Origin of the sequence: Colwellia psychrerythraea, assembly GCF_000764185.1 — a bacterium.
Classification (GTDB): Bacteria; Pseudomonadota; Gammaproteobacteria; order Enterobacterales; family Alteromonadaceae; genus Colwellia; species Colwellia psychrerythraea_B.
The window spans coordinates 117,857-132,417 of sequence record NZ_JQEC01000004.1 but is presented as its reverse complement, the minus strand read 5'-3'; the positions used below and the strand labels follow the sequence as shown (position 1 = coordinate 132,417).

The window sequence follows — 14,561 nt, the reverse complement described above, 5'->3', positions numbered from 1 at the left end:
ATATTTTGTGCTAGCTGAACTTAAAACGAGAGACAAGTTCATTTAGGTGCATTGCTTTATCTCTTAATTCAGTACAAGCAATCGAGGTTTGTTGAACTATCTCGCTATTAGCACGTGAAATATCGGCAACCGCGGTAACATGAGGGTTAATTTCACCAACGACGTTAGATTGCTCGCCTGTAGCGGTGGCAATTTGTAAGTTCATATCATTCATAATGGTAATACTTTCAGAAATGCTCTCTAGATGTTTGCCTGAATGGCCTGCCTCAGTTTGACTGTTTGTACTCAGCTCAGTACTTTGTGAAATGGCGGCAACAACCTCTTCAGTTTTTGCTTGCAGCTTTTCAATAATGTTTCTAATTTCTTCTGTTGAGTCATGGCTTCTTGATGCTAACGTTCTAACTTCATCCGCGACCACAGCAAAACCTCGACCTTGCTCACCCGCTCGGGCAGCTTCTATAGCGGCATTAAGCGCTAACAAGTTAGTTTGCTCTGAAACACTACGTATTACTTCAACAACGGTATCAATTGAGCGTGCATCTTCAGCTAATTGCGTGATCATAATACTGGTTGATCTTAATTGGTCGCTCATATTTGAAACACTCGATATGGTTTGTACCACTGAGTCGTTACCTTGTTGTACTGTGGAGTCAGCGGCTTGCGCACTTTGTGCAGCATTATTAGCACTGCCAGCAATTTCTTCTGCCGTCATGCCCATTTCATGCATCGCCGTGGCAATTTGCTCAACTCGACTCACTTGCTCATTAATCTCAGCTTCCATTGATTTAGCTTGAGAATCTATTTGTTCAATGGCCACAGCAAGTTCATTACCCGTATTAGAAACCTGTTGCAGTATCTCGCTCAAATGGCTAACAAATTGATTATAACCTCTTGCCATAGTACCGGCTTCGTCTTGACGAGAATCATCTAAACGGCGGGTTAAATCACCACCACCTTTACCAATTTCAGCCAACATATCAGCTAATTGGCCAAAAGGAGCAATTAATCGCGAAATAATCCAAGTACTAACAAAAGCAGAAATTACCGCGATAATAAGGCCCATCATTACCAGTGCCCAAGTAGCCTGAGTAAGTCCACCTAGTACTTCGCTTTTTGGTACTTCAGCAATAACGTACCAACCAATACTGTCTAAGTAGCGGCTAGCTATAAGTGTTTTAGTACCGTCTCGACTAAATTCAGTAGAGCTAAATTGTGCTTTTGAAAGCAGGTTTTGCTTATCATTGACACCGATATCAGACAGCGTCTTGCCAATGAGTTGTGTTTTAGGGTGGAGTTTAATTGTACCTTGTTGGTCAACTAAAAATACTTTACCTGTTTCTGCAATACGGTACTGGCTAATTGTTTTAGCCATATTTTCTAGTGATAAACCTACACCGACTACAGCGCTGGCCTCCCCTGAAACACGCATTAAGTAATTAATAAACAAAGTTGGGATATTTGTTTCTTCATCAACATCTAAACTCAATTCGTATTGCTTGCCACTATTGATAAAACCATAGAACCACTGATCTTTATTATCTTGTGGAGACAAGGTTTTAAAAAGTCCACCTGGGGTGAAGTAATGTCCGGTATTGGCTGAGACTAAAAATGCACTAATTGTCCCAAATTCACTTTGAATATTTTTCAAATATGATATCACTTGTTGATGTTCATCTCTTTGCTCACCGTTAGCAATAAACTGCTGAGCATAAAGATTACTCGACATAGTTTGCGAAACCGTAATAGGTAACAGCAAATGAGCATCCAAATCATTAGCTACTTCACCCAATGCTGCTGGTAGCTCTCTTTCAATAGCTGCCTCTAAAATAATTGCTCGACTTGAGTTAAGGGCAAAAGCACTAACGATTAATATAGATAACACTACGGCTGTTAAGGTAGTAAGTACAACTTTACGGCGAATTGTTAAATTCAGCATAGATAAATATCTTCCTTTGAAGTAAAAAGCGAACAGGTATAGGGGCTAAAACAAGAAGTTAAAATTTACAGTAACTCAAAAATATTCGACTATATACACTTACTATGAATAATTTCAGCTCATTTAATTTAATGACTAAGCCAATTTAACTATAGACCAATTAGAATCTTTCTTTTAATAAATTTCCATAGTTGGCTTGTTAATTTCATATTATGAAATAATCAATAGTTATAGAGTGTTATCGACAGCTATAGGGATTTCTATAATAAAAAGCAGATATAAAAAAACCAAGCATTTGCAGCTTGGTTTTTAAGTTATCTACTACTTTGTCATCATGAAAATGATAACGAAGTAAATGAAACTACTATAGGTTATTTTTCTGAGTCGCTACTGTATTTATCAAACCAAGCAAGACTGTGCTCAATCTTAGTTATCATTCTTGATGGCTTACCAGCAATACCGTGTGGCGCTCCTGGTACTTTAATCAATACGGTATCAATTTTTCTCAATTTTAGTGCTTGATAAAACTGTTCTGTTTGCGCCATAGGTGTACGTAAATCTTCTTCGCCCGTAATTAACATGGTTGGGGTAGTAACATTGCCAACCAATGACATAGGTGAACGCTTCCAGTAATGCTCAACGTGTTCCCATGGCATGCCCGGAAACTGTGTCGGTATTTGCCCTAAGCCACTATCAGCGGTAAGTACCTTACTTAACCAATTTATTACAGGTTTAACCACTACGGCGGCAGAAAAACGGTCAGTTAAACCAATAGCGTATGCCGTTGCAATACCACCCGCTGAGCCACCGGCAATAAACAAGTTATTGTCATCAATAAAGCCCATGGCAACCATGGCGTCTACACCAGAGTTATGATCTGCAAAGTCTTCTTTAGAGCTATATTTATATTTTAATAACATGGCAAAACGTTCACCATAAGAGCTACTACCACGATGATTATCATAGAAAACCACATAGCCTTGTGCGGCAAAGCGTTGTAATTCAGCTGAAAAATGTGGGCCGTAGGCCAAATGTGGACCACCATGAATCTCTAATATCAGCGGGTATTTTTTCTTAGGATCAAAGTTTGGTGGGGTAATGTACCAACCTTGAATAGGCTCACCATCAAATGACGATTTGTAGTTGACTTCATGTACTTTACCTAAGGTTTTGTGGCCAAATAGATCTTCATTTAATTGCGTTAACTTCGATGATTTTTTACGAGTATTAATTACCGCAACATCCGCAGGACGTGAAGAGCTACCTTGCGTAAAGGCCATGTAACCTTCGTTTGAAGCAGTAAAGCTACCACTAATATAAGGGCGACCAATGCTAGAACCTGCAAGGGTATTGGTGAGATCCTTTATTCTTCCTTTAGTACTTATTGTCGCCAGTTTACGTTTACCAAAATCATCATAACTTATTGCTAATAAAGAACTAGATAACCATTGTGGATCTCTAATCGAACGGTCAAAGTCGCTGGCAACAGTCATTACTTTTTTAGTTTGCCAATCCATAATGTTTAATTTGGCATTACGGTATGGATTTAGTGCATTTGATGTAGATAAGAAAGCAAGCTTCTTACCATTTTGTGAAAATACTGGATGAAACTCTTTACCTGGTTTTGAGGTTAACTGCGTAAGCTCACCACCTGATAAGTTTACCTGATATAAATCACCTTCAAGTGACTTATATTCCCACTCTTTTATGCGGTTTGCTGAAAAGACTATAGCATCACTGCCCTTGCTCCAGGTCAATTTCCCCTTGTGATGAAAATCACCTTGAGTAAGCTGTCGCGGCGTACCACCTTCACTCGGTAAAACAAAAATATGTTTATAACCAGGTTTAACTAGACCTCGACCATCTGCTTGATAGTACGCTCGATCAATTACTATTACAGGTTTAGACCATTTAGCCCCTTTAGGTTTTATCGGCATTTTGGCAATCACTGTTGCTTTTTCAGCAACAAGTTGGGTAAACGCTAACCATTTTCCATCCGGTGACCAAGTCAAACTACCAATACCAGCTTGTAATTGACTAACTAGCGCTGTGCGGTTTTGCTTTAGATAATGCACGTGTACTTGATAGCTGCCAGTTAGGTTACTGATAAATGCAATTTTTTCACCATCGGCTGACCAGCGCGGCTGGGAATATTGGTTATCATCAGAGAACAAAGGTACCTGCTTTTTAGAGTCGACATCAATCAACCACAAGTTTTTATTCTTGTTATCAGTCATGATGTCGTTAGAATTTCTAATATAAACAATTTTACTGCCATCGGGTGAAATTTGCGGATCACTGGCATATTCGAGTGAAAAAATATCTTTAGCTTCGAAAAGACTGTTCATCGCAGTATTAGCTACGGTAATGAATGGTGTACTTACTACACTAACAGCCAAAACTAATTGACAAGAAAAGCGTGACAAAAAACGCATTGGTTTACTCCATGACAGAAGGTGCGCCTGAGATAAACTCACCTTGATCTGATTAAGGGTTTTATTAAGGCTAACATTGTATACAAAATAACGCGCTTACACATGAGTTCCCATGGGGTTCTACCTTGTATCTTGGTTCATTAGTCGCAAGCATTGACTAAACAGTGTGACTTATTATTAAAAACTGTAACCAAAACCACCAAACCACTCTGGCAAGGGCTGTTAACTGATGTAATACACACAATACTAGCTAGCCCTTGAAGATCAATTAAATTAGACTACTAAAAATATGTTTCAATAAGAAAAGCGAATAACAGTAATGATACTGTCCACTATAAATTTAAGCAGTTATAAGACCTTTTAGTTTAGATAAGGCTTATGACAATTAATATTTAGCCAACCTTGAGGTTCAATAAGTCATTTATTCATTTTATTGTCACTTCAACCATCCGTGACAGTGATAAAATAACAATTAAAATGGAAATTAACATGTTAAAAAAAATAAAAATTTACAGCTCAATCATCATCTTATTAGTTATCGCATTACTCATATTTAAAAGCTTATCGAAGAGTGAAGTTGGTGATGTATCGCTAGGGTTCTTTACGCTAAAGGACATAAAAGTGTCGTCTTTAGATGACGATAAAATTTCAGGAGTAACTTGTCACATAGCATCAATTGAAGCTAATTTAAGTCTGTCTGACCCCAGTGATAGTTCAATATCTTGCCGTCAAACAGGTGATATAACCCCTGCAATGATATCGACAATAGATAAGAGTAAATCTGGTGAAGTAGTGTTCAAACAGTCGAAAAGTATCTTCTTCAAGACCATGAAAGTCAGACGTATTTATGATGCTGAAAACCAAACTCTGCTTTACCTTTCATACACAACCAAAGAAACAGATGGTAGTTACAAGCACAGCCTGTCGACTGTACCATTGTGGGGAACAAAGGCCTATGTTGACGAGGTAATTAAAATAAATAATTAGCATGACAACCCAAGGTGTGACTTAGGATTTAGGCAAAGTCACGCTAAATTGTGCACCAGTCAAACTTACTGAATTATCAATGGTGATATTGCCATGGTGCCATTCAACAATACGTATCACTATGGCTAGACCCAAACAGTACCTTTTACCTTTTTTCATTTCCATTACCGCGAATAAAGGGTTTCAGAATTTGTTCTCTTTGCTCAAGGGCAATGCCTTGACCATCGCTACTAACAGTGACAACAAGATCAATGCCCTGCTCGACTACCGTGACTTGAATTTGACTGTGAGAATACTGATAAGAATATTATAATAAACAACTGATTAATAAGTTAAATAAGGAAGTTCACCATCATCCATTACTTATTGTAGTGCATGGAAAGTCAGCTCAATATCATCTTGGCTTTTATTTTTAATACAATTACTAACCAGTTTTTAAAATACTGCTTGCGACATCACATGAAAGTAATTAAACAAATATCTTAATATCTTAATAAGTCTGCATGTGGCTGATCAAAACTTCTAGCACCAACCTTATCAGGCTCTTGATTTAGCTCTACTATGATAGGCCCTGAAACTGAAATAGCTATATCTAAGCCGACAAAATTTGTATTTGGAAAAACTCTCAAGCAAGACTTTGCAAGATTCATACTTTCTCGCCAAAAGGGTAATTGCACGCCTGAAAGTTGTGCCCCTGAATCTGGGTGCCTATCAAATTCACAAGGAATAATACCTGTAGTCATACCTTGCTTTATTTTTCCTGTAGTTAAGTTTAGTAAACAAATAATCCCTCCTTGATTACTATTGTCTACTAATTGCCCTTCACGTCCCAGCCGTAAGAGAGCGCCAACAACTTTTACTTTTTCGTCTTGTTGAATAACCCAAACTCTTAAGGTATTTACACTACTCTCATTCAAGTTAGCCAAAATATCATGCTGCTTTATATAAGACTCAATAACAAAACCGTGATGAATGTTATTTAATAAGTACATATCAAAAAATTTATTGACAGGTATTTTTTTACTTTTTTCAACTAACGAAGATAAATACAAACCTTTTTCACCTTTTGAAACGAGGACAGCAAGAAAACCAGTCCCCCCCCAACCTTCGGTTAATTTAAAACATAACTTCTCACCATCATGAAGAAGTAAAAAATCTTTAAATTGCTGACAATTTATCAGCTGATTTCCTTCACAATCAGATCCTGTCGCTGAGTGTAAGTAACCAATAAACTCTGCTGTTGGGATACCTAATAAGGTCAAAATGGATTTTTCAACCAATTTGTTATTTGAAAACTTACGATAAGCCTCTGGATTAAGCTCATTAATACGTCGCTTATATTGGCTTTCATTGAAATAACGCATTTTCTTGCGTAATGACAGCCCTTTCCTCCAAAGCCTAGCCTCAAAATAAAGTAAAGGTCCAAGGCGCTTCGTTATATAAAGCACTAACATTTCTAAGAATAAAGTTAGTAGGCTAATATTTTCACGCTGAGAAATATAACGACTTAAACGGATAACATAAATGACCTTATCAAGCATGCTATTTTTATAGGAGACAGGTTTAGGTATTTTCAATAAAGATGCCAAAATTTAATTACACACTTTGAGTGCTTGGAGGGATTTGACGACATATACTAATTGCCATTCACACTTGACCTTGCCACTTTCGAAACAAATAATTAAATGGGTGTCGATACCTGCTAATATATCTCCATTCTTTGCCTGATCTAAACCAAATAACAAACGACAAAAAAACACAGTGTAAGTTATACCATTGAAATAATTGTATATGTTAAGTCGATTAATAGAGTCAATTTCCATTTTATTAAATAAAAGGTGATTAATCCCCGCCTCATTAATGATTTTTTCCTGGGACTTAAATACCCGTATAAACTCTGAAAAAACTTGTTCTCTGTTACCTATATGATGAATAGCAGCAAAAAAAACTAACCTATCTATGCTATGTCTTTTAATTGGCAACTGATCAAAAAGGTATACTTGAGCGGTGCTGTTAGTACTAACCGGGTTATAAGAAGCTAAATATTCAATTAACCAGTTAAGTTCTTGCTGTCGAGCAAGTGGGGAAAGCGTCATGGCTTTATGATAAGACTCAGCCCGTTGATCAATAATATCTTTGTAGGTTGAGAACATCGCTAAACCAAATAATAATTAGACTCTAATAAAAAAGTAGATGAATAACTAATAACAATCAAATTTTATAAAGGCTTAGGTAAAGTCACGCTAAATTGTGCACCAGTCAAACTTTCTGAATTATCAATGGTGATATTGCCATGGTGCCATTCAACAATACGTTTCACTATGGCTAGACCCATACCGTAACCTTTTACCTTTTTTTCATTACCATTGCCGCGAATAAAGGGTTTCAGAATTTGTTCTCTTTGCTCGACGGCAATGCCTTGACCGTCGTCACTAACAGTGACAACAATGTCATTGCCCAGTTCGACTACCGTGACTTGAATTTGACTGTGACAATACTGATAAGCATTTTGTAATAAGTTACTGATCAATACAGTTAAATAAGGAAGATCGCCATCAACCATTACCCGTTGTTGTGGTGCATGAAAAGTCAGATCAATATCATCTTGGCTTTTGTTCTTTATACAATTACTAATCAGTGCCTTAAAATCTACAGGCGCTTTGTTTAGCGTAATTAAGGTTTGATCTAAACGAGCGTAACTCAATAAACTTTCGACTAAGTCGACCATTTCATCTACATTATCACTAATCCTTTGCTCAAACTTTTTACGTAATACCGGATCATCTTCTTCAGCAATAGTGTCTATACCAAAACGAATGCGTGCAAGGGGCGTACGTAAATCGTGAGAAACTGCACTACTGAGTAACTTAATATCAGTAACTAAATCGTCAATACGTTGTGCCATTCGGTTAAATTCTAATTCTAAATCACGGATGTATGAAATCGTGCCGACATTAATACGCTGGTTTAAATTACCTTCACCAAAGCATTTCGCAGTTTGTCTTAAAGTCATCAACCTTTTTGCAAGTGGGTATAACCAAAGTAACATCAACAATAATACCGCCAGATAAAATAAACTGGTCAAAAAAATAGGCAATAACGAGTTATTCTGGCTCGTTATTTGTGGCGGCGTGGATAACACCAGAAGTTCATCCGTACGAGCAAGATAAAAATGCAAGGCGATACTGTCATCGGTTTCCAGCAATAACGGCTGACCGGCAGTTAAATCATTAAGTAAAGCTGGTGGTAACGGAAAGTTTTTTAATGGCTGTAAGCGTAATGATAATGTGTCTTCAGTTGGCCATTTATCAATAAACTCTTGACGATTATCGAGTGTCGACAGGGCAACGGCCAAGTGAGTACCTACTTGCTCTAAAACACTGATGGCATCTTGTTGCTGTGTCGAAGAGTGGTGTTGATCTTGCTCATCATTTTGATTTAGGTATTGATTATAAATACCATCAAACATCCAACCTAAACCAATAGTAGCAATAAGTACTACTGCTAGTAGAGAAAGCGTTAAATTACGCATAAATAGTTAACCCTGAAAAGTTCATAAAATAAAACATGTATCGCTAACTACCAAACATCATTGGCAAATAAGTAACCTTTACCCCAAATGGTTTTAATACGAAAAGGCTCTGATGAGTCATCTTTAAGTTTTTTACGTAACCTTGATATGCGTAGGTCAATTGATCGGTCAAAACCATCATAGTCAAAGCCACGGAAATGGCTGACCAATTCTTTTCGCGACACCACTTGTCCGGCTTTACAGGCAAGAAACCACAAAACATCAAACTCATTAGAAGATACTTTGATTAACTGACCATCAAGCATGACACTTCTGGCCTGCTCACTTATTACTAAACCATTAAATTTAAGCAAACCATTAGACTCAAGTGCATCAACATTGAGTTGATTTGAGCTACTTTCAAAGCGAGATTTTTCTTCACGGCGAAGTAAACCTCGAATCCGAGCAAGCAAGACTCTTGCCCGAACGGGCTTAGTGATATAGTCATCTGCTCCCATCTCTAGACCTAACACTTCATCAATTTCTTCATCACGTGCAGTGATCATAATGATGGGGTTAGTAAAGCTTGCTCGCACTGCTTTACAAACATCAAGTCCATCCAACCCTGGTAACATACCATCGAGTAAAACAATGTCAGGATTAAGTGAACCAATAAGATCTACGGCCTCATCGCCTCGATGGCATGTTGTTACATTAAAATCACGTGCAGTTAAATAGTCCGCTATCCATTCAGCAAGATCGATATCATCTTCCACTAATAAAATATGCGAGCCGGTTTGCGTTACCATCTACTCTCTTCCCTTTGCTTGTTTCAGCTATTTTTTTAGCTAAATTAAAATGGTTCATTAGACAATTAATTCAGCTTTCATTCTGTAATTAGAAAATACGCCATGACTTTCTTGGCTGACCTTTTTTCTTATGTACCCATGCCATTTTGACTACGGCGGTAGCTACCGATAAACTTTCATTTTGTCGCCTTAATGAAAACTCTAAATTGACCTTACTATCAAATGATTTCTTCAATTCACCCGTAGTGGTATTTTCCCAGCAATTCAGTGCCTTAGCAGTACCCGCTGTATATAAACAATAATTCCCAGGCGTTGAAACTTGCCAAGTTAACTGTACTGAAACATAACAAGCCTGACCTTGGCGCATTGCCACACATTGCTCAGGACTTACCTGCATACTCGCTTGAATATCAGTGGCATTTGCCACCGAGCTTATTACGAGTAATAACATCAATAAGCTGGTGGTTTTTATTTGTAATAGCAGCCGTTGTAGCCGCTTTTTCATTTTTATAGAGAGCATATATATGGTCCTCTAAAAAACAAACGTTAGTAGTAGGCCTGCACGGTAACCATCTTCCACAGTATCTTGGCGTGCAGCTATACTACGATCAGACAATGCGTTATAACCAACATAACTGCCTATCACCCAATCTGTAGTTAATGGGTATTCTACCCCGAGTTCAGCCGAGTAACTAATACCCGCAGAGGTTGATAAATCATCTTCAACCCAGGTTTGTACACCATAAGGAGTTACTTCTTTTGAGCGATACTGAACACCTAAATTAGTATAGAAATTTGTATTTCTATACTGCAAATTATAACTGTATGAAATAGAAGCTTCGATGCCATCACTGCCTTCGCCATTACGACTTACTGGTGAATATATCATTTGCAGTTGAGAGTTTTCATAAAAGCCTGTCATTCTAAGGCCTGCACGTTCATCTTCATTACGGGTTTGAATACCTTCTAAACCTTCAATGCCTCGAGTACTGTATTGGTAAAATAAATCAAAAGAATAATCTTCACTATTATAAAAATTTACTCCCCAAGCCGGCATTGAATACATGCCTTGAATTCGGCGAGTGCTAATGCCTGGTGATTCCATAAATAAGCCCAATAACTGGACTCGGTAACTAATGGCAACATCAAATTCTGATTCGGTATCAACATTAGCCGCATAGGCATAATCATCACCAACACTGCTTATGGCACTGACATCAACATAAAAACCATCGCGACGGTTTTCAAAAAAGCGATGAATAGTTTCACAATCATCATCGTCATCATCACAACTATGTGATTGATGTTTTTCATCATCACAATCGCCGAAGCAAAATGAGCTGTCATCACCGTCATGACTCTCTTTATCTGCCACTGTGTCTTTTGAGGTTTCTTGCATGGCTTCTTTAGCTACTGCTTGATTATCCTCTTTTACCGCTGATGTAACTGAATTTTCACTATTGTCTGCAACCTGATTTTTAGCATTTTGTTCTTGATTGCTATCACTACTCTTAGTATCAACTTGCTCTGTTGTTATAACTTTTTTCTCTTCACTCTTTTCATTTGCGCTAGCGGTAAATGAAGTTAGCATAACACTGCTGGCAACTAAGCTGACTACGGCTGTTTTAATTATATTTTTCATAAATTCCCTGTGAACGTCTTTGTTTGTTACCGTAATACTAACTAAGCATTGAAAAAATAGACGTAACACAAATTAAGCTAATGTATCAATTTGTATCATATTCTAACGCAATGATAACATTGCCTTACACCTTCCGAAATAAAGAAAAACGTAACTAAGGATGGGGGGTTTTAAAAAGAAGCTGAATAGTCGTTTAATAAATGATTCACTTTATTAGATAAAAAGCAAAATTGAGCCAGTAACATTTAACCAATATTACGTCAATAAAGATGCAGTGAACAACCTAGATGACATTTGTTCATTTCTGGTTATAGTGGTTGCAGAAAAATAACGATAAAAAGGATGATTATGAAGAGTTCACCATTTAATAAGTTACTCTCAGGGGTGTTATGTGCATCCCTCTCACTGTTATCAATTACTACTTTTGCAACTGTGTTGATGAAACCAACCGCCAACAAGAACCTTAATTACCCAAGTTTATTAATGGGTAATTATAACAGCCAAATAAGCACACCAAAATCAGTACTTGGTTTTGAGGTCGGCCATAAAACCGCAACCCCTGAACAAATAAATGCTTTAGTAAATAAATGGGCCCGTGAAAGTAACAAAGCCAATATTGTTGAGTATGCTCGCACTTATGAAGGGCGAGCATTAAATTACTTAGTAATAAGCTCGGCAAAAAACCTCAATAATTTAGATAAAATAAAAAATAATATTGCGCAACTAAGTCGACCTAAATCACTTAACGCCAATAAAATTAAATCACTGATTAATGAAACACCGGCCACCGCTTGGATGGCGTATAGCATTCATGGCAACGAGTCTTCTGGCGCCGACAGTTCACTAGCACTCATATATCATTTACTCGCCTCAGAAGATGCTGATGTTACCTCATTGTTAGATGACTTAGTCATTTTGGTTGATCCGATGATGAATCCTGATGGTAGAGCACGTTTTACTAAAAGCATGCAAGAGCACCGAGGTGCAGCGCCAAATGTAGATAGTCAATCATTGCTACACAGTGGTGAATGGCCCTTCGGTCGTGGTAATCATTACCTATATGATTTAAATCGTGATTTTTATTTTGCGGTAAACCCGGAATCTCGAGGCCGAATAGAAGCAATTAATCAATGGTACCCGTTACTGATGATTGATGGCCATGAAATGGGTGCACATGACACCTACCTTTTTGGTCCCGCACGAGAGCCTATTAATAGTAACATTCCAGCGAGCTTAAAACGTTGGGGTAATATATTTGCACAAGAGCAAGCTGGTGTTTATGACCAAAAACAATGGCCATATTACACAGGCGAATGGTTTGAAAATTTATACCCTGGTTATTCCAATTATTCTGAGTATCGTGGCTCTATTAATATTTTATATGAACAAGCAAGAACGGCTGAAGATGGTATTAAAACGCAAAATGGTAACATTCGCACCTATAAAGAGTCCGTTGATCATCAATTTGTCAGTGCTATCGCTAACTTAAAATCATTACAAAGGCATAGTAGGGATATTTTTAATGATTTTGTAAAAAATCGTATGTCGCATGTCGCAAGCAAAGGCAAATACGCCAATAAAAGTTTTGTTATTTTACCGACTGATAATACCAGCAGATTAAATGACTTTTTATATTTATTAGACTTACAAGGTATTGAATACCAGCAAACATCGAAAGCACAAACCGTTGATGACGCTGTTAACCATTTAGGGCAAACAATTGAAGAGGCTAAAGTCCCCAAAGGCTCAATTATTATTCAAAACCGTCAATATGAAGCACCACTTATTTCAGCTATTTTAGAATTTGACGCCAAAATTAGTGACAAGGTGCTGCTAGAAGAACGACAAAAAACCTTACGTGATGGAAGCTCGATAATGTATGACTCTACCGCCTGGAACCTAAGCATGATGTACGGCTTAGCGGCGCTAGAAGTACCTCAACACATGACAAAAAATTTAGTCGCCTTTGTAAAGCCCGCTTCAGGGGATATCAAAAATATTGATAATGCTATCGCTTACATTGTTGATGGTGCCAGTGATGCTTCAGTAGGTTATGCCGCTCGTTTAATGGAACAAAATGTTAAAGTGAGAATATTAGACAAACAAGGTTTGTTTAATAAACACAGCTTTAATCGTGGTTCAATTGTGGTGTATTTATACGACAATACCTTAGAAGAAAAATCACTACTGACGCTAATTAAACAAGCAGCTCAAGATACCGGCGTGCAAGTTAAAGCGATCAACCAAGGCTTAGGAGAAAGTGATTTACCTGATATTGGCGGCGAATATTTTAAGCTACTCGAACAACCACAAATAGCACTACTATCGCAAAATGGTATTAATGTTGAGGATTTAGGCTCTATTTGGCACATGATCGATACACAACTAGGCGTTCGTCATTCCCATTTAAGTCATGAACTACTCAATGACATGGATTTGCGCCAATACAACGTCATTGTAGTACCAAGTCGTTATTACGGTACATTATCAAAATCGAATATTTCATTACTTGAGAATTGGGTCAAAAATGGCGGTTCATTAATCGTTAATGGTAATTCAGCCAAACAACTAGCCAATGAAGAAGACTTTTCACAAGTTAAATTGTTAAGTGATACTTTTGAACACGCTGCTGACTATAACACCGCCTTATATAGAGAATGGTTAGCGCAACAAAAAACCATTACCAATAACAATAAGATAAATGCTCATAAAGTTGCCACTGATTTATGGTTTCCATGGAGTGATAACGAAGCGTTAAAACCTATGGAAGAAGAGCAATTGACAGCTTGGGATGATTGGAGTAAAAACTTCATGCCTTCAGGGGCTATGGTAGCCTCAAGAACTGACCAAAAACATTGGTTAACTTTTGGTGTACAGAAACAGTTACCTATATTAACCAGTAATGCTCCACTATTTATGGCGAAAGATGGCGCAAATGCCGTGGTTCGTTATGGTGTATTAACTAAAAACAAAAAAGCTAAAGCCCAACAAATTGGTTGGAGCACGACCCCCAAAGGTAATGATTTATATATTCGTATGAGTGGTTTAATTTGGCCTGAAGCTTCGCAGCGACTTGCCAATGCAGCTTATTTAACGCAAGAGCCAAAAGGGAATGGGCAAATTATTATGTTTGCCAATAAGCCTAATTTTCGCGGAGCAACTAAAGGTACTGCCCGTTTACTACTCAATGCAATTGTTTACGGTCCAGGCTTAGGCGCGACCACTGTAATTAAGCTTTAGT

General features: G+C 37.6%; 11 protein-coding genes. 2 read left to right on the top strand and 9 right to left on the bottom strand.

The window, feature by feature from the left end:
• Positions 1-10: 10 nt before the first annotated feature.
• Both GAB14E_RS19660 and GAB14E_RS19665 read right to left on the bottom strand, forming a co-directional pair.
• On the bottom strand, positions 11-1,936 hold the full coding sequence (locus tag GAB14E_RS19660; RefSeq protein WP_033080718.1) for a methyl-accepting chemotaxis protein: 1,926 nt from the start codon (positions 1,934-1,936) through the stop codon (positions 11-13).
• 371 nt (positions 1,937-2,307) lie between these two features.
• Positions 2,308-4,284 (bottom strand): S9 family peptidase, encoded by a 1,977-nt coding sequence (locus GAB14E_RS19665; RefSeq protein ID WP_414734052.1) that lies wholly within the window; start codon positions 4,282-4,284, stop codon positions 2,308-2,310.
• A gap of 576 nt (positions 4,285-4,860) precedes the next feature.
• Here GAB14E_RS19665 and GAB14E_RS19670 point away from each other — a divergent pair.
• Positions 4,861-5,358, top strand: coding sequence for a CreA family protein (locus GAB14E_RS19670; RefSeq protein WP_033080717.1), 498 nt, complete (start codon positions 4,861-4,863; stop codon positions 5,356-5,358).
• Positions 5,359-5,379: 21 nt separating this feature from the next.
• Here GAB14E_RS19670 and GAB14E_RS24700 read toward each other — a convergent pair whose 3' ends face one another.
• The 7 genes from GAB14E_RS24700 to GAB14E_RS19700 all read right to left on the bottom strand — a co-directional run bounded on the left by GAB14E_RS24700 (position 5,380) and on the right by GAB14E_RS19700 (position 11,320).
• Positions 5,380-5,517 carry a HAMP domain-containing histidine kinase gene (locus GAB14E_RS24700; RefSeq protein ID WP_156115650.1) on the bottom strand — a complete coding sequence of 46 codons (138 nt, stop codon included), beginning with the start codon at positions 5,515-5,517 and terminating at the stop codon, positions 5,380-5,382.
• Between the two features lie 323 nt (positions 5,518-5,840).
• Positions 5,841-6,935, bottom strand: a complete 1,095-nt coding sequence (locus tag GAB14E_RS19675) for a sugar-transfer associated ATP-grasp domain-containing protein (RefSeq protein WP_033080716.1) — start codon at positions 6,933-6,935, stop codon at positions 5,841-5,843.
• Positions 6,936-6,950: 15 nt separating this feature from the next.
• Positions 6,951-7,511 (bottom strand): class I SAM-dependent methyltransferase, encoded by a 561-nt coding sequence (locus GAB14E_RS19680; protein WP_033080715.1) that lies wholly within the window; start codon positions 7,509-7,511, stop codon positions 6,951-6,953.
• Between the two features lie 65 nt (positions 7,512-7,576).
• Positions 7,577-8,890 carry a HAMP domain-containing sensor histidine kinase gene (locus GAB14E_RS19685; RefSeq protein WP_033080714.1) on the bottom strand — a complete coding sequence of 438 codons (1,314 nt, stop codon included), beginning with the start codon at positions 8,888-8,890 and terminating at the stop codon, positions 7,577-7,579.
• 47 nt (positions 8,891-8,937) lie between these two features.
• Entirely contained in the window at positions 8,938-9,678 is a 741-nt protein-coding gene (locus GAB14E_RS19690) for a response regulator (protein ID WP_033080713.1), read from the bottom strand.
• Between the two features lie 88 nt (positions 9,679-9,766).
• Entirely contained in the window at positions 9,767-10,198 is a 432-nt protein-coding gene (locus GAB14E_RS19695; protein WP_033080712.1) for a DUF3019 domain-containing protein, read from the bottom strand.
• A 12-nt stretch (positions 10,199-10,210) separates the two neighbouring features.
• Positions 10,211-11,320, bottom strand: a complete 1,110-nt coding sequence (locus GAB14E_RS19700; protein ID WP_033080711.1) for a MipA/OmpV family protein — start codon at positions 11,318-11,320, stop codon at positions 10,211-10,213.
• Between the two features lie 348 nt (positions 11,321-11,668).
• Here GAB14E_RS19700 and GAB14E_RS19705 point away from each other — a divergent pair, with 348 nt between their 5' ends.
• Positions 11,669-14,560 (top strand): M14 family metallopeptidase, encoded by a 2,892-nt coding sequence (locus GAB14E_RS19705; protein ID WP_052093431.1) that lies wholly within the window; start codon positions 11,669-11,671, stop codon positions 14,558-14,560.
• Position 14,561 lies beyond the last annotated feature (1 nt).

Coding starts and splice junctions, on each gene's coding strand:
- GAB14E_RS19660 (WP_033080718.1), bottom strand. CDS start 1,936: ATGCTGAATTTAACAATTCGCCGTAAAGTTGTACTTACTACCTTAACA.
- GAB14E_RS19665 (WP_414734052.1), bottom strand. CDS start 4,284: ATGAACAGTCTTTTCGAAGCTAAAGATATTTTTTCACTCGAATATGCC.
- GAB14E_RS19670 (WP_033080717.1), top strand. CDS start 4,861: ATGTTAAAAAAAATAAAAATTTACAGCTCAATCATCATCTTATTAGTT.
- GAB14E_RS24700 (WP_156115650.1), bottom strand. CDS start 5,517: ATGAAAAAAGGTAAAAGGTACTGTTTGGGTCTAGCCATAGTGATACGT.
- GAB14E_RS19680 (WP_033080715.1), bottom strand. CDS start 7,511: ATGTTCTCAACCTACAAAGATATTATTGATCAACGGGCTGAGTCTTAT.
- GAB14E_RS19685 (WP_033080714.1), bottom strand. CDS start 8,890: ATGCGTAATTTAACGCTTTCTCTACTAGCAGTAGTACTTATTGCTACT.
- GAB14E_RS19690 (WP_033080713.1), bottom strand. CDS start 9,678: ATGGTAACGCAAACCGGCTCGCATATTTTATTAGTGGAAGATGATATC.
- GAB14E_RS19695 (WP_033080712.1), bottom strand. CDS start 10,198: ATGCTCTCTATAAAAATGAAAAAGCGGCTACAACGGCTGCTATTACAA.
- GAB14E_RS19700 (WP_033080711.1), bottom strand. CDS start 11,320: ATGAAAAATATAATTAAAACAGCCGTAGTCAGCTTAGTTGCCAGCAGT.
- GAB14E_RS19705 (WP_052093431.1), top strand. CDS start 11,669: ATGAAGAGTTCACCATTTAATAAGTTACTCTCAGGGGTGTTATGTGCA.